This is a genomic window from Patescibacteria group bacterium (assembly GCA_018817715.1).
In the GTDB taxonomy this organism is placed as follows: domain Bacteria; phylum Patescibacteriota; class Patescibacteriia; order Veblenbacterales; family UBA10138; genus JAHITT01.
Map to the genome: position 1 here is coordinate 219659 of JAHITT010000004.1, position 21023 is coordinate 240681.

The 21023-nt window shown below is 35.6% G+C and carries 27 protein-coding genes and 3 tRNA genes; 26 read left to right on the forward strand and 4 right to left on the reverse strand.

What is annotated here, in order from left to right; genetic code table 11:
- The first annotated feature begins 5 nt into the window (after positions 1 to 5).
- From yidD to KKC17_02610, 3 genes are read left to right on the forward strand one after another with little or no spacing between them, the layout of a single operon-like run.
- Complete coding sequence (yidD, locus tag KKC17_02600; GenBank protein MBU1039095.1) at positions 6 to 272, forward strand: membrane protein insertion efficiency factor YidD; 267 nt, start codon at positions 6 to 8, stop codon at positions 270 to 272.
- 14 nt (positions 273 to 286) lie between these two features.
- The gene (locus tag KKC17_02605; GenBank protein ID MBU1039096.1) at positions 287 to 1006 is read left to right on the forward strand and encodes a YidC/Oxa1 family membrane protein insertase; all 720 of its coding nucleotides are present in this window, start codon (positions 287 to 289) and stop codon (positions 1004 to 1006) included.
- A complete protein-coding gene (locus KKC17_02610; GenBank protein ID MBU1039097.1) occupies positions 984 to 1256 on the forward strand; it encodes a PRC-barrel domain-containing protein in 273 nt (90 codons plus the stop codon). The genes KKC17_02605 and KKC17_02610 overlap by 23 nt, the downstream gene beginning before the upstream one ends.
- Here KKC17_02610 and KKC17_02615 read toward each other — a convergent pair.
- On the reverse strand, positions 1253 to 2014 hold the full coding sequence (locus tag KKC17_02615; protein MBU1039098.1) for a hypothetical protein: 762 nt from the start codon (positions 2012 to 2014) through the stop codon (positions 1253 to 1255). The genes KKC17_02610 and KKC17_02615 overlap by 4 nt on opposite strands.
- A gap of 27 nt (positions 2015 to 2041) precedes the next feature.
- A complete protein-coding gene (locus tag KKC17_02620) occupies positions 2042 to 2455 on the reverse strand; it encodes a polymer-forming cytoskeletal protein (GenBank protein MBU1039099.1) in 414 nt (137 codons plus the stop codon).
- Between the two features lie 181 nt (positions 2456 to 2636).
- Between KKC17_02620 and KKC17_02625 the strand changes: the two genes are divergently transcribed.
- The 9 genes from KKC17_02625 (at position 2637) to KKC17_02665 (ending at position 7431) form a co-directional block, all read left to right on the forward strand.
- Positions 2637 to 2711, forward strand: a tRNA-Arg gene (locus tag KKC17_02625).
- Between the two features lie 96 nt (positions 2712 to 2807).
- Positions 2808 to 2880, forward strand: a tRNA-Ala gene (locus KKC17_02630).
- A 76-nt stretch (positions 2881 to 2956) separates the two neighbouring features.
- Entirely contained in the window at positions 2957 to 3733 is a 777-nt protein-coding gene (locus tag KKC17_02635; GenBank protein MBU1039100.1) for a WecB/TagA/CpsF family glycosyltransferase, read from the forward strand.
- Positions 3734 to 3784: 51 nt separating this feature from the next.
- A tRNA-Ala gene (locus KKC17_02640) sits at positions 3785 to 3860 on the forward strand.
- A gap of 192 nt (positions 3861 to 4052) precedes the next feature.
- Positions 4053 to 4310, forward strand: coding sequence for a metal-sensitive transcriptional regulator (locus KKC17_02645; protein ID MBU1039101.1), 258 nt, complete (start codon positions 4053 to 4055; stop codon positions 4308 to 4310).
- A gap of 15 nt (positions 4311 to 4325) precedes the next feature.
- On the forward strand, positions 4326 to 4649 hold the full coding sequence (gene trxA, locus KKC17_02650) for a thioredoxin (GenBank protein ID MBU1039102.1): 324 nt from the start codon (positions 4326 to 4328) through the stop codon (positions 4647 to 4649).
- A 4-nt stretch (positions 4650 to 4653) separates the two neighbouring features.
- Positions 4654 to 5643 carry an FAD-dependent oxidoreductase gene (locus KKC17_02655; protein MBU1039103.1) on the forward strand — a complete coding sequence of 330 codons (990 nt, stop codon included), beginning with the start codon at positions 4654 to 4656 and terminating at the stop codon, positions 5641 to 5643.
- 39 nt (positions 5644 to 5682) lie between these two features.
- Complete coding sequence (locus KKC17_02660) at positions 5683 to 6918, forward strand: Glu/Leu/Phe/Val dehydrogenase (protein MBU1039104.1); 1236 nt, start codon at positions 5683 to 5685, stop codon at positions 6916 to 6918.
- A gap of 120 nt (positions 6919 to 7038) precedes the next feature.
- Positions 7039 to 7431, forward strand: a complete 393-nt coding sequence (locus KKC17_02665; protein MBU1039105.1) for a CoA-binding protein — start codon at positions 7039 to 7041, stop codon at positions 7429 to 7431.
- A 43-nt stretch (positions 7432 to 7474) separates the two neighbouring features.
- Here the strand turns inward: KKC17_02665 and KKC17_02670 are convergent, their stop codons facing one another.
- Together KKC17_02670 and KKC17_02675 are read right to left on the reverse strand one after the other, a co-directional pair.
- Entirely contained in the window at positions 7475 to 7801 is a 327-nt protein-coding gene (locus tag KKC17_02670) for a hypothetical protein (protein MBU1039106.1), read from the reverse strand.
- The gene (locus tag KKC17_02675; GenBank protein MBU1039107.1) at positions 7788 to 8387 is read right to left on the reverse strand and encodes a hypothetical protein; all 600 of its coding nucleotides are present in this window, start codon (positions 8385 to 8387) and stop codon (positions 7788 to 7790) included. Before KKC17_02675 ends, KKC17_02670 begins: the two co-directional genes overlap by 14 nt.
- A 74-nt stretch (positions 8388 to 8461) precedes the next feature.
- Here KKC17_02675 and KKC17_02680 point away from each other — a divergent pair, with 74 nt between their 5' ends.
- From KKC17_02680 to KKC17_02745, 14 genes are all read left to right on the forward strand, one after another.
- Entirely contained in the window at positions 8462 to 9088 is a 627-nt protein-coding gene (locus KKC17_02680; GenBank protein MBU1039108.1) for a ribonuclease HII, read from the forward strand.
- Between the two features lie 22 nt (positions 9089 to 9110).
- A complete protein-coding gene (locus tag KKC17_02685; GenBank protein ID MBU1039109.1) occupies positions 9111 to 9665 on the forward strand; it encodes a class I SAM-dependent methyltransferase in 555 nt (184 codons plus the stop codon).
- A 2-nt stretch (positions 9666 to 9667) separates the two neighbouring features.
- Complete coding sequence (locus KKC17_02690; protein MBU1039110.1) at positions 9668 to 10063, forward strand: hypothetical protein; 396 nt, start codon at positions 9668 to 9670, stop codon at positions 10061 to 10063.
- Between the two features lies 1 nt (position 10064).
- Positions 10065 to 10424 (forward strand): YraN family protein, encoded by a 360-nt coding sequence (locus KKC17_02695; protein ID MBU1039111.1) that lies wholly within the window; start codon positions 10065 to 10067, stop codon positions 10422 to 10424.
- 121 nt (positions 10425 to 10545) lie between these two features.
- Positions 10546 to 11757, forward strand: a complete 1212-nt coding sequence (gene nusA, locus KKC17_02700) for a transcription termination factor NusA (GenBank protein MBU1039112.1) — start codon at positions 10546 to 10548, stop codon at positions 11755 to 11757.
- 22 nt (positions 11758 to 11779) lie between these two features.
- On the forward strand, positions 11780 to 13777 hold the full coding sequence (locus KKC17_02705) for a sodium-translocating pyrophosphatase (GenBank protein ID MBU1039113.1): 1998 nt from the start codon (positions 11780 to 11782) through the stop codon (positions 13775 to 13777).
- Positions 13778 to 13874: 97 nt separating this feature from the next.
- Positions 13875 to 15149, forward strand: a complete 1275-nt coding sequence (gene tig, locus KKC17_02710; protein ID MBU1039114.1) for a trigger factor — start codon at positions 13875 to 13877, stop codon at positions 15147 to 15149.
- An 83-nt stretch (positions 15150 to 15232) separates the two neighbouring features.
- On the forward strand, positions 15233 to 16087 hold the full coding sequence (locus KKC17_02715; GenBank protein MBU1039115.1) for a deoxyribonuclease IV: 855 nt from the start codon (positions 15233 to 15235) through the stop codon (positions 16085 to 16087).
- Between the two features lie 2 nt (positions 16088 to 16089).
- Positions 16090 to 16839 carry a hypothetical protein gene (locus KKC17_02720; protein ID MBU1039116.1) on the forward strand — a complete coding sequence of 250 codons (750 nt, stop codon included), beginning with the start codon at positions 16090 to 16092 and terminating at the stop codon, positions 16837 to 16839.
- Between the two features lie 4 nt (positions 16840 to 16843).
- Positions 16844 to 17401: a CYTH domain-containing protein gene (locus KKC17_02725; protein MBU1039117.1), complete on the forward strand. Its 558-nt coding sequence runs from the start codon at positions 16844 to 16846 to the stop codon at positions 17399 to 17401.
- Positions 17402 to 17415: 14 nt separating this feature from the next.
- Entirely contained in the window at positions 17416 to 18090 is a 675-nt protein-coding gene (locus KKC17_02730) for an NUDIX domain-containing protein (protein ID MBU1039118.1), read from the forward strand.
- Positions 18091 to 18125: 35 nt separating this feature from the next.
- The gene (locus tag KKC17_02735; protein MBU1039119.1) at positions 18126 to 18911 is read left to right on the forward strand and encodes an inositol monophosphatase; all 786 of its coding nucleotides are present in this window, start codon (positions 18126 to 18128) and stop codon (positions 18909 to 18911) included.
- Between the two features lie 7 nt (positions 18912 to 18918).
- Entirely contained in the window at positions 18919 to 19896 is a 978-nt protein-coding gene (locus KKC17_02740) for a phosphotransferase (GenBank protein MBU1039120.1), read from the forward strand.
- Positions 19897 to 19955: 59 nt separating this feature from the next.
- A complete protein-coding gene (locus tag KKC17_02745) occupies positions 19956 to 20987 on the forward strand; it encodes a hypothetical protein (protein ID MBU1039121.1) in 1032 nt (343 codons plus the stop codon).
- Positions 20988 to 21023: the final 36 nt, after the last annotated feature.

Consider the following 21023-nt stretch of genomic DNA (forward strand, 5'->3'; position numbering starts at 1 on the left):
GAATAATGATTAGTAATTTTATAAAACAACTTCAATTGTTTTTCAAGAAGGTTTTTATTCTTGTTATAGAGATATATCAGCACACCCTATCCCCCGATCATGGTTGGGGAAGATTATTTTGGCCTAAAGCTGGTTGTATTTTTTATCCATCTTGTTCACAATATACCAAACAAGCTATTATTAAATATAATCTAGCAAAAGGTTTGTGGTTTGGTTTAAGAAGATTAATTAAGTGTCGCCCTGGTGGCGCGGGTGGGTTTGACCCAGCCTAAAATAGATAATATTTATGAGTTGGTTTTGGCAAACATTTTTTTACGGTCCCCTTTTTAATTTATTGGTTTTTATATATAATCAAGTTGGTGATCTTGGTTTGGCAATAATTATTTTAACGATTTTGTTAAAAATAATTTTATATCCTCTGTCGCGTCGCTCCCTACAATCACAAAAAGCCTTACAACAACTTCAACCAAAAGTAGAAGAGTTAAAAAGAAAAAATAAAGGTAACAAGGAAGCGATGAGTCGAGAATTAATGGCTTTATATCAACAGGAAAAGGTTAGTCCTTTTTCTTCTTGTTTACCACTTTTAATTCAACTACCTTTTTTGTTTGCTTTGTATAGTGTTTTTGGTAGTGGTTTATCAACCAATGATTTTTCTGGTTTATATAGTTTTGTGGCTAATCCAGGGGCTATTTCGGATTTATTTTTAGGTTTTTGGTCTTTAGGAAAACCGAATATTATTTTAGCTGTGATTACTGGTTTGTCTCAATACTGGCAAGCTAAAATGTTAATGAGTACTAAGCCAGCTATTAGTGGTGAAGCCTCTAAAGATGAAGGTTTGGCTGCTTCTATAAATAAACAAGCTTTATATATTATGCCGGTGATGACTATGGTTTTTGGTTTTACCCTACCAGCCGGTTTAATTCTTTATTGGTTGATGAACACCCTTATTACTATTGGTCAGCAGTATTTAACTTTTACTAAAAATGAAGAAAAAGTTGTTAGTTAAAAAATTGCCTGTTTTTAGTAAGGAGGGGGTATATTTGGGCCGGCTTCAAGCTGTGGAATTGGATGAAACTAATGGTTTTGTTTTGTTTTATCAAGTGGTTAGTGGTTGGTGGAAGTTTAAAAAATTTTTACTTATTCATCCTAGGCAGATTATTAAAATTACAACAAAAAAAATTGTGGTAGAAGACACAGCTATAGAAATTTCTGAAAAAAACGAGGCGGAAAGAGTTTCCCAACCAGCGATTAGTTAGAATTTTCTGTCTTTACCCACAATTAAACGAATTTTTTCTGTTGCTACCGAAATAACCGCCGGAGTTTTCATGACGCGGTGTTGATCAACTACTAGGCTTAAGGGTTGTTGGCTACTTAAAGTAAATTTTTTTAAAGGTAAAAAAGAGGGTGAACTAATAATATTTTTTTTCATTGACCACCAGCTTTTTTTAGCGATAGGTTCAAGGATCATTTCTAATAATTTTTGTTTGGGGTTTGATATTTTATCTTCCCCTTCTCCCCACCAATCTAAATTGCTTATTTTTATTTTATGGGGTTTTTGTAGGACTAATCGATAATTGTTTTCGCATTCAATGATTGGTGTTCCTTGACTGATAATGGATTGTAAAAAAAATTGATTATTAATCTTGGCTAGATTAATTGTTTCAATAATACGGCTGGACAAGATATGACAAGCTAAAATTCCAATAGGTATACCCAACAAAGAAGCTAAGGTTTGATTTTCTTGACCCAAAGGAACAAAACCCAAAGTGGTTTTAGGATGATGAGCCAAAACTTCAGCCACCTGACTTAGTGTTGTGTCATTACCCACAGCTACCACAGTGTCAGTACCGTCTCTAAGACCGTTTTCTATCAGGTCACTAACGCTTTTTAACAAAGTTAAACGGCCAATTTTCCCCTGAATACCTAAATCTGTTAAGGTGGTTTCCAGACGGATTAGTTGGTTGCTATAAGCTTTATCTTGTAAGTAACTATCGTATAAATAAAAATAGGACATAACTTATAATCCAAAATAATGGATTGACTAAGCTTCTGCCTCACTGGTTTTTTCAGATTTTTTGGAATTTTTGGTTACAGTAGCGATAGCGTTGTTAGTTAAACCCGTCATCTGACACTTACCTGTTAATTGGGCGCCTTCGGCTACCATTAATATTTTAGTGGAAATATCGCCATCAATTCGACTGGTGGAGGCTAATTCTAAACGATCTTTTATTTGGATATTTCCCTTAACATAACCAGCCACATAAGCATTGGTGGCTTGGATATTGGCAGCGATGTGAGCTTGTTCCCCAATACTTAAAGCCCCAGAGGTCGCTACAGAGCCATTAACCGAACCTTCTATTCTGACATTACCTTGGCTGGTAAAACTACCCTCAACATTAACGGATGGCCCAATAATAGTTTCAACTTCTGAGCCAGATTCATTTTTAGTAAACATAATTACAAAACAATAATAGTAAAAGTAACTCTATTGTAGTATGTTAAAGACTGTCCAGTCAAAAAAGAATAACCAATAATTTAAAAATTGAAAGACACGCTCTAATTTGTTTGTGGGTAAATATTTTTGGTTTTTATTTAGGCTGGTAGTTGCCTTTAAGTTATAATATAATTTAAATCTTGCCCCCGTAGTTCAATGGATAGAACAAGGGACTCCTAAGCCTTAGATCCAAGTTCGATTCTTGGCGGGGGCACCACTAAATATTTAGTCTAATATAAGGTAAATTGTTTTAAGTTAGTACTTTCCCCTTTAAATTAACAGGTAGGTTTTAGTGTTTACCCGCTATTGCTTAGGGCCGTTAGCTCAGTTGGTAGAGCGCAGCATTCGCATTGCTGAGGTCGGGGGTTCGACTCCCCCACGGTCCAAAGTAAGAGCAGGTGAGTTATTAGTAAGTATTAAAAGCTTGTTAAAAAATAAAAATTTTAATTCTTGGTTAATATTATGGTGGATATTTTGGGTTTTAAAATAAGTGATTTGTCTATTGATCAAACAATTGAAAAAATTGTTGATTTAATAAAAACACCAGGAAAACACTTAATTTTAACAGCTAATCCAGAAATATTAGTTAAAGCTTTTTTTAATAAAGAGTATTATTTGGTATTAAGTTCAGCAGATTTAATTTTGGCTGATGGTTTTGGAATTATCTTGGCTGCTCGTTATTTAAAAAAATCAATAAGAAATGGTCGGGTTACCGGAGTTGATCTTTTAAAAGAAATAGCTAAGCAGTCAGATAAATTAGGTTTTAGGCTTTATTTAACTGGTTTAAAACAAGATATTTTAAATTTTGCGACACAAAGAATTAAAGAAGATTATGCCAAGGTCAATATAGTGGGTTTTAAAAAAGGCCCAATTTTTTCTTTAAATGATTTAAATGGTTTAGATAATAATTTGGATAATATAGAATTAATTAATAATATTAATTTTTGCCAGCCTAATATAATTTTTGTTGGCTTTGGCAGTCCTAAACAAGAAATTTGGCTTAAAAGTTATTTTAATAAAATAGAACCGAATATTGGTATAGGTGTTGGTGGAGCTATTGACTACCTCTCTGGTATAGCTAAACAACCACCAGAGATTATTAAAAGGTTTGGTTTAGAGTGGCTATGGCGTTTAATTAGGCAACCTAGAAGAGTATTAAGGATTGTTACAGCCGTTATTGTGTTTCCAGTGCTAGTTTTTTTATATAAAGACAAAGTTCCACATAGAACAGAACATTAATCAAGCTCATTGACAAGTTTAATAATATCGGTTATAATTAGATAGTTAAATGGGCCCATAGCTCAGCTGGTAGAGCGCCTCCATGGCATGGAGGAGGTCAGGAGTTCGAGCCTCCTTGGGTCCACCACTTGTTTATTTTAAATACTTATTATTTAATTAATAGGTATTTTTTTAATAATTAAATTATTAAAAAAATAAATAATAGTTAATTCTTTTTAATATTAATATAATTATATTATAATTTTTTGTGTCGCAAAATTGTTAGTTGACTATTTTTCTTTATAGTATATACTACCTACTAGTAACTAGTATAAAAATTATGCAAAGTTGTGATATAGAATCTATTAAAAAACAAATTAACCGAAGCCAGGGGCAAGTTAATGGTATAAATAAAATGATCGAGTCTGGCCGTGATTGTTTAGAAATTGTTCAACAAATAGCTGCTGTCCGGGCTTCTTTGGGTAGATTAGCCACTATGCTTTTAGAGCAGGAAGCTCAAGGTTGTTTTGATGAAAACAGTCAAGATAAATTAAAAAATCTAAATAGTGTGGTAACCAATTTATTTAAATTTAATTAATTAATTTATAAACTTATGTCAGAGATATTATTAACCGATGCAACTTTTAATAAAGAGGTGGTGGAGGCAACTACCCCTGTTTTAGTTGATTTTTGGGCTCCCTGGTGCGGACCTTGTCGGATGCAGGGTCCGATTATTGAAGAGTTGGCCAAAGAGACAGACAAAAATAAAGCTAAGATAGCTAAACTTAATGTAGATGAAAACCCAGTATCAGCTGGTCAATATAATGTAATGAGTATTCCGACCTTATTAGTTTTTAAAAATGGTCAGGTAGTAGAAAGGTTTGTGGGTGTTCAAAGCAAGGATGCTTTAAAAGCCGCTCTTACTAAACAACAATAGTTTTATGGTTGAAGAAAAAATGTATGACACTATTATTGTGGGTGGTGGGGCCGCTGGTTTGACAGCTGCTCTGTATGCTTCGCGTCGGGCGATGAAAACTTTAATACTTAGCCAAGATGTTGGTGGGCAAGCGGCCACTACTACGGAAATAGAAAATTATCCGGGAACAGGTTTAGTAACCGGGCCGGATTTGATGAATAATTTTAAAGAACAGGCAGAAAAATTTGGCGCTGAATTTAAGATTGGTGAAGTTATAAAAATAACAGAAGTAAAAGATGAAAAATCTTTACCAATTTTTACAGTGCTTACTAGTACAGAAAGTTTCCGAGCTTATTCGGTGATTTTGGCTTATGGTTTAACGCATCGCCATTTGGGTGTGCCAGGAGAAAAAGAATTAGGTGGTCGAGGTGTTAGTTATTGCGCCACTTGCGATGCCCCTCTTTTTAAAAATAAAACAGTAGCCGTAGTGGGTGGAGGAAATTCAGCGGTGGATGCCGCTTTGCTTTTGGCTAAGCTTTGTCCCCAAGTTTATTTAATTCATCGTAGTAAGGATTTCCGCGCTGAAGCTGTTTTGGTGGAGCAATTAAAACAAGCTCATATAGAAGTAATTTTAGAAAGTGAAGTTAAAGAAATAGCCGGCCAAGAGATGGTAGAAAAAATAATTTTAAAATCAACCGATCCTAAAAATAATAACAGATCAATTGAAGTGCAAGGTGTGTTTGTGGAGGTGGGTTTTGTGGTTAACTCCCAGTTAATAGAAGGATTGGTTGCTTTGGATGAACGTAAGCAAATTAAAATAAATTTAGATTCAGAAACTTCTCGGCCGGGTATTTTAGCAGCCGGAGATATTACTAATATCGCCTATAAACAAATAGTTGTTTCGGCCGGCTGGGGAGCTACAGCGGCTCTGCGGGCTTATGAATATTTACAAAAAGTTCGTGGTTTTAGGGGGGTTAAGATTGATTGGGGAGTTAAGGATAAAAAACAGGTATAAAAATTGATTTTAGTTTTATGATTTTTAATTTTATTTCTTATGTCTGTATTTAAAAACGCTTTGGAGCAGTTAAAAAAAGCAACGCTTTATTCTAAAACCCAAAGCAGTGTTGTTGAACGTTTACAAAAACCGGAAAAACTTATTCAACTGTCTTTGCCAGTGACTATGGATGATGGTTCTATGAAAGTTTTTGATGGTTATCGGGTACAACACTCATCCAGTCGCGGTCCTTATAAGGGCGGGCTTAGGTTCCACCCTAAAACTAACTTAGATGAAGTTAAGGCCTTGGCTTTTTGGATGTCTATAAAATGTGCAGTGGTTAACATTCCTTTGGGTGGTGCCAAAGGGGGCGTTACAGTTGATCCAAAAAAATTATCTAAAGGTGAATTGGAAAGATTAAGTCGCAGTTTAGCCAGGCAACTAACGCCTTTTATTGGGCCAGATAAAGACGTACCAGCGCCAGATGTAAATACGACACCGGAAATAATGGGTTGGATTATGGATGAATATAGCAAACAAGTTGGTCGTCAGGTGCCAGCGGTGGTTACGGGCAAACCGCTGTCTTTGGGTGGGTCTCAAGGGCGCACGCCAGCCACGGCTCAGGGTGGTCTTTATGTTTTGCAGGAACTTTTTAACAAATTAAAATTGTCGCCGCAAAAAACCACAGTCGCCGTTCAAGGTATGGGTAATGTTGGTGGCATTATGGCCCAACTTCTTTATCAGGCTAAAGTTAAAGTAGTAGCTATGTCAGATTCTAGTAGCGCTGTTTATAATAGTAATGGTTTAGATGTTCCAGCTGTGGAAAGATATAAAAAAGAGCATGGCAGTTTGAAAGGTTTACCCAATTCTCAAACTATAAGCAACGAGAAGTTATTGGAATTACCAGTAACTGTTTTGGTGCCAGCCGCTTTGGAAAACCAAATAACTATTAAAAATGTCGGACGCATTAAAGCTAAAATAATTTTGGAAATGGCCAATGGTCCAACCACTCCGGAGGCTGATGTTAAATTAAATAAACGTGGGGTGGTAGTGGTGCCGGATGTTTTAGCTAACGCTGGCGGTGTAACAGTGTCTTATTTTGAAATGGTTCAGAATTTGCAGCAATATTATTGGGATGAGGGCGAGGTTTTGCAAAAACTTAAACCAATTATGGTTCAATCTTTTAAACAGGTTTGGCGCAGATCAGAACAATTAAATATTGATTTGCGTACGGCGGCTTACGTGGTGGCCTTGGAAAGACTGGAGCAGGCTATGGAAGCCAGAGGGAAATATTAATTAAAAAAATTCTAAATCTTAAATCCTAATATCCAAATCTTTAAATTCCTAAAATTGGGTATTGGGGTTTATTTAGGATTTAGGTATTAGTTTTTAGGATTTTGATTTGGACCTTCATTTATGTATTCTGCTTTTTTAAATAAAAATTATTTATATGTCGTGGCCGGTAATATTCATGACAAACAAAAGTATGGTTATATTATTTTGAATGATTTACTAACCCAAGGATATAAGGCAGTCGGTTTGGATATAAATTATAAAAATGAACAGGAGGGTATGGTAGTTTATAAGGATTTGTCGGAATTAAAAATTAAACCCGATGTTTTGGTGTTGGTAATTAAACCGGAAATAGGTAATTCTTTATTGAGGCAAGCAGTTGATTTAAAGATTGATAAAATATGGTGTCAAGTAGGTGCTTTTGACGAGGCTATTAAAAGAACAGCCGCGGATTATAATATTAACTTAGTGGCCGATGGTAGTTGTCTTATGGTCTTGGCTAGACAGGTTAAATAAAATTACCCCAAAAATCTTGATTTAAGACTTTTGGGGTTTTAGGTTACCATAAGGTAACCTCAATTTGTCCAGGAAAGACCCTGATGAGATAATGTAGTACCTCCATCACTTCTGAATTTTTGTATAGCTTGTTGTCTTGGAAGTAATTTAATAGATCATCAAAATCAGAGTTGTTTAGTATTTCCTTCCATTTGTGTTCATCTATTAATTTTTTAAGATGACTGTTGATAGAAATTTTTTGATGGATTAACTCATCTTTTTTTGTAATTTGATTCTGATATCTTTTGTTTGTGATTGTTATGTCAACAAATTTTCGTAATAAATCAAAAGCTATCTGAATTTTTTCATTATTTAAATTATTTGTTTTCATTGTTTTTCCTCAAGTTTTTATTTTTAAAATCAGTATGACCTAGACCGTGGAAAGATCTTTCGGTTTGGCTAAATTCGTTATAATTATTAATCTCAACAAATTGAGGAACAAGCCTTTTCTGAAAAACGACTTGGGCTATGGCAACTTCCTTGCTTATAATGAAAGGTTTATTGCCTATGTTTAATATTTTAGCAGTAGCCTCGCCCCGAAAGTCGGCATCAATTGGTACCATAGCATTTTGTAAAAGAGTATCTTTTACTGTAGTGGCACCGGAACGGGGCAGTAAGTAATAAAACATTTCTGACGGCATTTCAGTTATAAAACCTATACCCAAAACTACTGACTGGTTGGGCATAAGGTTATAAATTAGCTGACCGTTTTCTTGGATTATGTTTTTGTTGATTTGTTCATTATCCGATCTTGATTTAAAGTTGAATAAGTTTTTTCTTAAGTAAGGTGATTGTTTATCCATTTCACTTAAGGAAACAATACACCTTGGATATACGTCATAGCCAGCTGATTGTGGGGTGCCTAGTTTAGGTATTTTACCGCCTGTTAGTAATAATATTTTTACATTTTTTATCATTTTAAAGTCCTTTTTGTTTGTGATTTTAATTAAACAAATTACCCCGATTGGTATATATTGTCAAATAGATAGTTATGAATTTGCTAATTGAAAAAAAATTAACCACCCAAGGTTATAAGTTGGTGGCCGGGGCGGATGAGGCTGGTCGGGGCGCTTTGGCCGGGCCAATTGTGGCGGCAGTGGTTATTTTGTCTAAAGATTTATTAGCCAATCCTCCAGACTGGTTGAGTTGGGTTAAAGATTCTAAAATTTTAAACCCCCAAAAAAGACAGGAAATTTTTAAGTTAGCCCGGCGACAAATTATTTGGTCAATTGGTTTGGTAAATAGCCGCCAAATAGATAGTAAGGGAATAACCTGGTCTAATCATCAGGTGGTCTTTAAAGCTGTAAATAAATTAAAAGTTAAACCAGATTATTTACTGACCGATTATATAGCCAAACTACCCAAAAAAATTAAAAATTTACCCGTACAGAGCCTTGTTGATGGGGATGCTAAAGTTTTGTCTATAGCCCTAGCTTCGGTTATGGCTAAAGTTTATCGGGATAAAGTAATGGATAATTATGACAAAAAATATCCAAACTACAATTTTTCTAAGAATAAAGGTTATGGTACAAAAGATCATCTTAAAAAGCTTAGGCTTTTAGGCCCTTGTTCAATTCATCGTTTAACGTATCGACCAGTTAAAGACAGTTTGGTATAATGTGATTATTAATTAAAAATATATGAGAACAGAAATAGTTACTTCCAAACTACTTAATCCAGAAAGTTTATTAAAAGACGAACTGGGTTTGAGTAGTGGACACAATTTTGGAGATTTAGGTTGTGGTGGCGCGGGTTATTTTACCCTGCCAGCCGCCCGCTTAGTTGGTAGCCAAGGAAAAGTTTATGCGGTGGATATATTAAAATCGGCTTTGGAAGGAGTAGTGGGTAAGGCTAAACTGGAGAATTTGAATAATATCGAAACAGTTTGGTCGGATTTGGAAAAATTAGGAGCTACTAAAATTGAATCGGCTATTTTGGATTTTGCCTGTTTAATAAATATAATTTTTCAGTCACGGCAGAACGATTTTATTTTAAAAGAAACAAATCGTTTATTAAAAACTGGTGGTAGTTTGTTGTTGGTTGATTGGAAAGTGCAACCAACTCCTTTTGGACCACCGCTTGATAATCGGATTGCTCCAGAAAAAGTAGTTGAATTAAGTAAGGTGGCTGGATTTTCGTTGGTTAAACAGTTTGAGGCAGGCCCTTATCATTACGGATTTATTTTAAAGAAATAATTATGAATAATTTATTAATTTTATCTTATTGGATAGAAGCTTATGCTGAGCCGTTTAGTGGTTGGGGGCTCTATTCTTTGGTAGCTTTGGTCTTATTTTTATGGTTGGTAGCTTTGGTTTTTGGTTTGTTTTTTAAACGTTTTAGCTCCGAGCCTAGCACGCGACGAATACTTAAAAAACTTTCGTCCTTGTTGGGTACGGAGGGGGTATTACTAGCTTTAACTTTGTTTTTTACCCAAACACAAACGCCTTATTTAGGTAGTCGTTGGTGGTGGTTATTATGGTTGGTTTTGGCGGCGATTTGGTTGTGGTTCATTTTGGTTTATGCTGTTAAAGTAGCTCCTCAAGAAAAAGCTAAACGTTTTCAAGAACAGCAGAGATTAAAATATTTATCCTAATATGAAAAAAACGCGGCAGGAGGCCGGCCGCTTAGGTGAAGAAGAGGCTTGCTCTTATTTATTAAACCAAGGTTTTTTTGTTTTGGCGCGTAATTGGCATGCTGGTCGTTATGGTGAGATTGATATAATTGTTCAAAAAGGTCAGGAACTTTTTGTGGTCGAGGTTAAAACCAAACAAGAGCCTTTTTTAATTAGGCCAGAGATAATGGTTGATGAATCAAAAGTGGCTAAGCTTAAATTAGCTGCCCAAGCCTTTGTTTTGGCCCATCCTCAACTGCCTCAGCAGGTAAGTTTATTAGTAGTGGCAGTTGTTTTATCAGCTAGTAACTTTGTTAAAGACATAAAAATTTTTACTATTTAAACTTGACAAGAGGTTGGGTTTTTTACTATTGTTTAATTAAGGCTAGGTGCTTTATTAAGCAACCTAGTTATTTTTTACTCTAGTTTTTTTAGCTTTCTAAATAAAGTTAATTAATTAATTTATGCAAAATTCTCCAATTTTGGCAGCCATCCAACAGATTTGCGAGGAAAAAAATATTCCCGTCTCAGCTGTGGTGGAAACCATCGAGCAGGCGTTGGCCGCTGCTTATCGAAAAGATTTTGGCCAAAAGAATGAAAATATAAAAGTGGAGTTTGATCCAGTTACTGGCGATTCCAAAGTTTTTGATGTAAAAACTGTGGTAGAAGGTCCGGAAGAAGGAGAGGAAACAATTAATGAACGTAAGGAAATACTACTAACAGAAGCTCGGAAAAAAGATTCACAGTGGCAAATTGGCGATGAGATAAAAACAGAATTAAAAGTGCCGGCGGATTACGGTCGTATGGCTGCTCAGACGGCCAAACAGGTTATTATTCAACGTTTAAGAGAAGCGGAGCGTGAAGTGGTCTTTTCTGAATATAAAGATAAGGAAGGTCAGGTTTTAATTGGTACTATTCAGCGCGTGGAAGGGCGAACTGTTTTTGTCGATTTGGGACACACCGTAGCGGTTATGCCTCATAGTGAACAAATTCCTCGGGAACATTATGCTGTTAGTGCTCGATTTAAAGTATATTTAGTGGCAGTAAATGCGGCCGCTCGTGGTCCAGAAGTAATTGTTTCCAGAACTCATCCGGAAATTGTTCGTCAATTATTTATTCAGGAAGTGCCAGAAATAGCTTCGAGTATTGTGGAAATTAAAGCGATAGCCAGAGAGGCTGGTGGTCGCACCAAAATAGCTGTTTTTACTGAAGAAGAAAATGTTGATCCGATTGGTTCTTGTGTTGGTCAGCGCGGTATTCGTGTGCAAACTATTATTAGTCAGTTAGGTGGCGAGAAGATTGACATAATAGAATGGTCTGAAGATATTATTAAATTTATTTCATCGTCTTTGTCGCCGGCTAAGGTTCAGTCGGTAATTTTGGATGAGGAAAGTCATAGTGCCAAAGTAGAAGTGGCTGAAGATCAATTATCCTTAGCTATTGGTAAAAACGGCCAGAATGTACGTTTAGCAGTTAAACTAACCGGTTGGAGGATAGATATTATTGGTAGTGTGTCTGGTGAAGTAGTTGTTGGGGATCCAGAAGTTTCAGAAGAAGCTGCTAGTAAAACAGAGCAGATAGAAAGTTCCGATAGCTCGACTGATGATTCTTTAAAATCAACAGATAATACTCCAACTTCGGATAAGGTGGAAGATTCAACTGGTAATCAATTATAATTTATTGGCTATTATTTATACTATGTATAATTATTTAACATTCGCCCTAGTAGCTTCGATTGTAACCATTGCTTATGGTTTATGGTTAATGAGCCGAGTTTTAAAATTGCCGACTGGTTCGGAAAAAATGCAATCTATTGCTGCGGCTATTCAAGCCGGCGCTAAAGCTTACTTGCAAAGGCAATATCGTACAGTAGCTTGGATAGCTTTGGTTTTATTTGTTTTATTAGGTTGGTTTTGGAATTGGCCAACTGCTTTAGCTTTTTTGGTGGGAGCAGTTTTATCGGCGGTCGCTGGATTTATTGGTATGAATATTTCAGTACGGGCTAACGTACGTACTGCCGAAGCCGCTCGTAGTAGTTTAGCTAAAGCTTTTTCTGTGGCAGTTAATGGCGGTGCTGTAACTGGTTTGTTAGTGGTTGGTTTGGCCTTATTAGGCGTGACAGGATTTTATTGGTTATCGGCTGGTAATTTATCAGCCTTAATTGGTTTAGGTTTTGGTGGTAGTTTGATTTCCGTTTTTGCTCGTTTAGGTGGTGGTATTTATACCAAAGCTGCTGATGTCGGAGCCGACTTGGTTGGTAAAGTAGAAAGTAATATTCCCGAAGATGATCCCAGAAATCCAGCGGTGATTGCCGACAACGTGGGTGATAACGTAGGTGATTGCGCTGGTATGGCCGCTGATTTGTATGAATCTTATGCTGTGACAGCCGTGGCCGCCATGTTGTTGGGCTCTTTGGTTTTTAAAAATTTTGATAATGCTGTTTTGTATCCCTTAGCTTTGGGAGCGGTTTCCGTGCTGGCTTCTTTGTTTGGTACTATGGCCATAAAACTTTCAGCCAGCCAAAAAATAATGGCCGCTCTTTATAAGGGTTTAGTGGTGGCTGGTTTATTGGCCATTATTGGTTTTTATTTTGTGACCGAAAATTTAATGACTGGTAATGGTCTGTACAGTACCACAGCTATTTATTTGGCTAGTTTGGTTGGCTTGGTGGTAACTGGTTTGTTGGTGTTAATTACAGAATATTATACTTCCACTGAATACAAACCAGTGCAATCCATTGCCGAAGCTTCTACGACCGGACACGGTACTAATATAATTCGGGGTTTGGCTATTTCCATGAAGTCGACAGCTTGGCCGGTTATAGTAATTGCCGCGGCTATTATGGCTTCTTATGCTTTGGCTGGTATTTATGGGGTGGCTGTAGCGGCCATGAGTATGCTTTCTTTAACCGGTATTATTGTAACCATTGATGCTTATGGTCCGATTACTGACAATGCCGGCGGAATTGCCGAAATGTCTGATTTACCCAAAGAAGTTCGGGATATAACAGATCCTTTAGATGCGGTTGGTAATACCACTAAAGCTGTTACCAAGGGTTATGCTATTGGTTCAGCCGGCCTGGCCGCTTTAGTTTTATTTGCCGCTTATGTACAAGAGTTTGTTGATCGCGGCGTAACTATTCATTTTTTATTAGATGATCCTCGGGTGCTAGTGGGTTTATTTATTGGCGGTTTGTTGCCTTATTTGTTTGGGGCTTTTTCTATGGAAGCAGTTGGTAAAGCCGCCGGTCAGGTAGTGGAAGAAGTTAGGCGTCAATTTAAAGAAATACCAGGCATTATGGAGGGAACAGCTATGCCAGATTATGGCAAGGCCGTGGATATAGTAACTAAGAGCGCTCTTAAAGAAATGATTTTGCCGGCTTTAATGCCGGTGGTAACTCCTTTGTTAGTTGGTTTTATTTTAGGCCCGGAGGCTTTGGGTGGTTTATTGGTTGGCAGCATTGTAACTGGTTTATTTGTGGCCATTTCTATGACCACCGGTGGCGCTGCTTGGGATAATGCTAAAAAATATATTGAAGCTGGCAATTTTGGCGGTAAAGGAAGTTTGGCTTATCAAGCCGCTGTGACTGGTGACACCGTAGGCGATCCTTATAAAGATACGGCTGGTCCGGCTATTAACCCGATGATTAAAATATTGAATGTGGTGGCTTTATTGTTAGTGGCTTTTTTAATTTAAGTTAGTTTGAACTTAAGTTAGGAGTAAGAGGTTTGGGTAATAGATGTTGCTTTTAAACTCTTACTCTTCACTTTTATTTTTTAAATTATTTATTATCATGCAATATAATATAGAAAATATTAAAGGAGGTAAATTAAAAATAACTTTTGAACTTACCGAAGCCGAAGCTGCCAGGATGCGTCAGCGGGCCATGGGAGTTATTTCGCAAAATTATAAGATGGATGGTTTTAGACCGGGTAAAGTACCTTTGGAAGTTATTAAACAAAAAGTCGGCGAGGCTACTATTGAGCAGGAGGCTTTATTAGCGGCGGCTAAAGAATTTTATCCTAGGTTGGTTACGGAAGAGGATTTGGATGTTATTGGTCAGCCGGAATTGCAATTAGAAAAAGCTGAGCCGTTTGTTTTTAGTTTAACAGTTGTTAAATTGCCGGAGGTTAGTTTAGGCAAATGGGAAAAAATTAGTTTGGAACGGTCAGCTGTTCAAGTGGCGGAATCAGAAATTACTAAAGTGGTGGAGGATATTAGAGATAATCGGGCTAGCGAGGCAGCTTCGGTGGAGGGAATTAAAACCGGCGATCGTGTGGTAATGGATTTTGTGGTGTCGGTGGATAAAGTGGCTATAGAAGGTGGTAGTCAGAATGATTATTCTGTTATTGTTGGTAAGGGTCAATTAGTACCGGGCTTTGAAGAAAATTTATTAGGCCTAAAACAAAACGAAGATAAGGATTTTTCTATTACTTTCCCTAAGGACTATCATAAGCCCCTAGCTAGTAAACCAGCTGAAGTAAAGGTAAAAATAAAGCAGGTTTTTGCTCGGATTTTACCGGAATTAAATGATGATTTTGCTAAAGGTTTGGGCTATTTTTCTTCTTTAAAAGAATTAATCGACAAGATAAAACAGAATATAATAGACGAAAAAACTGAAACAGCGGAAATTAATTTGGAAAGAGAAATGTTGGAAAAATTAGTCGATCTGACTGAATTTGGTGAGTTGCCAGATATGTTGGTGGACAGGGAAGCTAAATCAATGGTTCACGAACTTAAACATTCCCTGGAGCATCGGGGGTTAAATTGGGTTGATTATTTGGCTAGTATTAAAAAAGATGAGCCAGCCTTGCTTAATGAGTTTAAATCGCAAGCTGTTAAGCGAGTTAAGGTAGCCTTGTTGACCAGGCAGTTTGTTAGGCAGGAAAAGTTAGAGGCGGATGATGACAGTGTAACTGAAGAACTTAAAAAAGTTTTACAAAGTCATCAGCACGATCCTAAAACTATAGAACGCTTTCAGACAGACGAATATAAAGATTATCTGCGTAGTAATTTGACTAATAAAAATGTGGTAAGTTGGCTTAAAGAAAAATTAGTTAAAAAATAATAAATTAAGCGACAGTGATTTTTTATTAAGGTATACTATAGCTAAGCGTAGTATACCTTTTTAGATTAGTAGACTATTTATTTATGTTATTTGGTTCTCACATTTCGGCAGCTGGCGGGGTGACTAAGGCGCCAGAGCGGGCGGCTGAGGTGGGTTGTGAAGTTTTTCAGTTTTTTTCACGCTCACCTCAGGGCGGTTCAGCACCTAAATTAACGGCTCAAGTGGTTGAGGCGTTCAAAAAACATTGCCTTAATTATAATCAGTTAGAAACTTATATTCATGCGCCTTATTACATAAATTTTGCTTCGGCTAAAGTTAGTATTCGACATAGTTCGGCTAGTATAATTAGGCAAGAGTTAGAGCGTGGTAGTTTATTGGGGGTAAAATATGTAATGGCTCATTTGGGTAGTTTTAAAGATGTTAGTGATAAAAAAGGCTTGCAATATGTGGTTAAGGGTTTAACCAAGATGTTAACTGATTATAAGGGGAGTACGGAATTTTTAATTGAAATATCAGCTGGTGCTGGTAAGGTTATTGGCGACAGTTTTGAAGAAGTGGCTTCCATTATTCATCAAGTAGAAAAAGATCGGAAAGTTAAATCGACTATTGGTGTTTGTTTTGATACTTGCCATGCTTTTGCTTCGGGTTATGATTTACGCACTAAGCAATCAGTTAAGAAAGTTTTAGACTCTTTTAATCATATTATTGGTTTAGATAAGTTGAGAATAATTCATATTAATGATTCTAAGCACGATCTTAATAGTCATAAAGATCAGCACGAACATTTGGGCAAAGGTAAAATAGGTTTGGCTGGATTTAAAGCTTTAGTACAGGACCGACGTTTAAAAAATGTTAATATGATATTAGAAACTCCTAAAAACGAGGCTGGGGACGATCCCAGGAATTTAGCTATTCTTAAAAAGTTTAGGAGAAAATAATTATGACTATGGAAAATAGAAAACCAGATATTACCGAGTGGACTAAAAAATCTGCTGAAGCAGGTTTGGTTAATAAAGATGAACTGGAAAGAGTTTTGATAAATGCTGGCACCAAAAAAAGCAGATTGGAAAATAGTGGTTTACCCATAGGAGTAAGTTATGGACCATTTGATTCTTGGTCGGATATAGAGCAGGCGGTGCCAAATAATAAACGCGATAACATTCAGTATTTTATAAGGTGTGTACCCAAGGATTATGAAACACGCAGCAAATTGACCATAAGTCGTTTACCTAATGCTTCCTGGTTAGAGGTTAAGGAATATTATGATAGATTGTCTGGTGGTTCTGATAAGTACACAATTCAATTGTTTGAAACTTGGCAACCGGATTATAGTGGCGGTTTGGTTATAAATAACGGCCGGGTAATGGTGGATTTAGAACAAGGTGATAAATTTTTTTACAAAAAGGAAGATGATAAAAGTCAGCCCGTTGGAGCAACTATGGATGTTAGTGGACAAGAATCTGGTAAGTTTGATTTACATTTTAATTATGCTAATAATCCGACAGACGAAGAAAAGCAAATAATGTTACAAACTGTTAAATATTTGAATCCGCAATTGGACAGAGAATTGTTTGAAAAATTACAAGTTTACGCTGATTATTTTTATAGCCGTGAACATGGTTTTAAGTTTGTAGAATATTGGGAAGGCGAGGAGGCTAAAAAATATATAGGTTTTAATAGGCCAATTTAATTTTATGGAAAACAGAGAAATCGAAGTTCGTTTTATTGAAATAGATAAGAATTTTTTATTAGCTAAACTGAAAGAAGTGGGGGCGATTGATAATGGTGAAGAGTTAATAAAAGAGATAATTTTTTATGATAAAGAAATGAAATGGCCAAAAGAATGGAAATTTGTTAGGTTAAGGCAGGATAAAAAAGGCAATAAACTTACTTTTAAAAAAGTAGAGGAATTTAGTATCGATGGCACGATTGAAGTGGAAATTGTGGTGGATGATTGGAATAAAGCCGTGGAATTAGTTAAGACTATTGGTTTGATTGATTATCGCCAGCAAGAAAAAAAAAGACACAGTTTTTTATTAGATGGAGTGGAAGTGGATTTAATAGATTGGCCATTAGTGCCAACCTTGGTGGAGTTGGAAGGAAAAGATGAGCAGTCTTTAAGATTAGTGGCGGATAAGATAGGTTTAGATTGGACAGAGGTAGAGTTGCGTGACAATCGTTGGTTAATGGAAAACAAATATAAAATACCTTTTACCAGTTTGAGGTTTTATACTTTTACTAAGATAGAATAATTAAACTATTTATTATGAGCGAAATATTAAGTACATTTTTGTTAGAGGACGTGGAACGTTCCATACCAATGGAGCGTGATGAATTTTATAAAGAACAAACCGAAGTTTTTAAAAAAGTAGGCAAGCCTACTCGAGCCTGTGAGATTGTTCACGTATTAATTTTTAACAGTCATGGTGAATTACTATTACAAAAAAGGTCTTATGATAAAAATCATAACGCTGGTTTGTTAGATAAATCGGTTGGTGGGCATATTCGCTATGGTGATACAGCCGATTATTCAGTTATGGTGGAAACTGTTCAGGAATTGCAAACCCCCTCAATAGTTTTAAAAAATGATGATGATTTTAAAAAAACTTTAGTTTTATTAAGTGATTATTTATCTACTATAGCGGTAGTTAAGCATTCTCATAGTAAAATATATAATTTAAAAAGAGTTATTTCAGGGGAGACTATAATAATTGCCAACAAACTGCATGCTTATTTTGGTTTATATGATGGCAGTATTAAACCAGTAGATCGTGAGGCCAGTGGAGTTTTATTCTATAGTTTAGCTAATTTAGATAAAGAGATGATCTCTTTACCAGAAGCTTTTACAAGTGATATGCATATTTTATTAAAAGAACTACGTTCAGAGATAGAGGTTTTTTTAGGAATGATTAAGGGTAGACAAAATAATTCAATAAAGTAATAAAGGTTTTTGAATATTAAAAATTAAAAAAGAATATGATTTATAAAAATATTGCTGTTAAGGCGGCTAAACAAGCGGGGGATTATTTGGTCAAAGAGTTTAATAGGGGAATTATTGATTGGCGGTTAAAACAATCGCATGAAATAGTTACGAAAGCGGATTTGGCTGCTGAAAAAATAATTTTAACGATCTTAAAAAAACAGACACCGGATTTTTCCGTCTTAAGTGAAGAGTCAGGTTTAAATAAAACTAAATCAGATTATTTATGGGTGGTAGATCCTTTAGATGGTACGACTAATTTTCGAGTACACAATCCTTTGTTTTCTGTATCTATTGCTTTGTATTATAAGAAGCGGCCTTTGATTGGTGTGGTTTATGTACCTTATTTAAAGGAATTGTATGTGGCTAGTAAAGGACAAGGCGTTTTTTTGAATAATCGGCGGTTAGAGGTATCGGGAACTTGGGATATTAAAAAATCTTTTTTAACATATTGCCACGGTTCAGAAAGTAAACATGTTAAGCAGGCAGTGGAGCTTTATAAGTATTTTAAATTAAATAGTATTGATATGAGGCAATTAGGCAGCGCTGCTGTAGAATTGGCTTGGGTGGCTGGCGGTCGGGTGGAGAGTTTGGTAATTCCTGGTTGTAAACCATGGGACGCGGCGGCTGGTATTTTATTGGTTAAAGAAGCTGGCGGTCGGGTAACTGATTTTAATAATAAAGATTGGTCTATTTATGGCCAAGGTGGCAGGATCTTACCCAATATTGATTTATTAGCTACTAACGGTAAGGTCCATAAGGTTATTTTGAATAAGCTTTAGAGGTATTATGCGCCAAGAATATAAAAAAGATTTTTTACAGAGCGTTCTTGATAACTATTTAGAAATTGGAAAAATAAAAGATTTTTTTCTTTATACTTCCGGTTACGAGAATTCCAATTATTACGTAGAAACCGATAATGGTAAATTTGTGGTTAAGATTTTTGAAGGAATTGGTATTGTTCCGGAAAACATATTATTTGAATTGGGGGTAATGGATTATTGTTCTAAAGCAGGATTAAAAACGCCGTATATCATAAATAATTCTAAAAATAAATTAGAAACAGTGGTTGCTGATAAATATTCAGTGGTGATGGATTATATATCGGGGGATAATATGAGCGAAAAAATTTTAGCAGATGATTTAGTTGTGTCGGTGGCCGAGCAGGCCGGTAGAATGGATTTACTTTTAAAGAATTTTGTTGACGGAAGTAAAACTCGCCAGAATTATGAATGGGATTTAAAAAATACGTTTATACTTAAAGAATATTTGAAATATTTACCAGAGGACTTTGATAAGGATGTTTTTACTACTATATTGGATGATTTTAAAAAATATCGAAACAGATTTATTAATTTGCCAACAGGTTTAATACATAACGACATTGTTCCCCATAATTGGTTAGTGAATAACGGTAAATTACAGGCAATTATAGATTTTTCTGATATGGCTTTTAGTCCTTATATTCAAAATGTGGCCGTTAGTCTTCATTTAACATCTTTTTGTTATAACTGGAATCCTTGTCAGGCGAAATTATTTTTGGAAAAATATAGGAGTTTCAATTATTTGTCGACGGAGGAGCTTGATTTTTTATATGATTTAATAAAGGCTCGTTTTTTATCTTTTGTTGTGGAGTTTAACAGATGGAATGTAATTTATAGTGTTGATAAATATCGCCAAAAAACTGTATTAGATCATTACGAGTTTTTAAAAAGATTTATTGACTACGGCCGAGATAATTTTAATAAGGATATTCTTAATAGGTAGTAAGTTTGACAGTGAAGATTAGATAAGTTATAAAGATAGGAAAAATAATTATAAAAAATATGAGGGAAACAATGGAACTTAATAAAGAAAAAGAAAAAACTTTTATTGAAGTTGAATCTAATTTGGAAAAACCAGACGGTAGTCGGGAGATTTTTAAAATAAATTTATTACCCGACGGCAAACCTAAATTAATTGCTTTTTGTGATATTGATAAAACTTTTGTACATTTGGAGCCTTGTTATAAGGAAATTAGAAAAACTTTGTGGCCAAAAGCAGTAGATAAGGAAGGTTTAGAGGAAGTTACCAGGGTTCATTTAGCTGGATTTAGATTGGGCACAATGTGGCGGGAGTTGGATAGAATGCACCGTATTTATGAATTAGGCCAAGAACAGTATAAGGATTCTGATGTTTATAGTCGGGAGATATTAGGTTCGGGCAAAGAGGGAGAATATATTGATCAACCTGGTAATTCATTGTATGAACAGGCTAACAAAATGTTAGAAACATTTGATAATGTGGCAGCCGAAGTTGTTGAAAAAATGTATCAAGCAGATGCCGATTCTTTTAATGAAGGAAAAATTGGCCCGATTTATCATTTGGCCGCTATGTATAAAAGGTTGGGTGTTCCTATGATGGCCATGTCGGCTAACCCTAAGAAGTTTCTTAATGCAGTTTTGAAGTATACTGGTTTGTCTGAGCACTTTATTGATAGTGCCAGTGATACGGATGTGCCAGGCCTTAAAGAATATAAGATGGAGTATTTAATGGAAACTTTAAAAAATAAAGGCTTAAATATTCCTTATGATCGTTTAATTATTTTAGGCGATTCACCAACTGGAGATGTTGGTAGTGGTCCGCGTTTTGAAAAATTAATGAAAGCTAAAAATCCAGATTTACAAGTTACGGTTAAAGGACTATTGGTTGTGGAGAATAATAATGATTTACAATCAGCGCGCCAAGTTGTTTCTCAAGACCAAGATTTAATCAAATCTGTCCAAATTTTAGATTTGAGCAGTGTGCCAGTTTCTAAAATAGATGGTAGTTATTTGTTGGCTGGGAAAAACCAAAAAGATTTTTTAAAAGAAGTTTAATAAATAGGGTGCCAGTCAGCACCCTATATTTTTTTG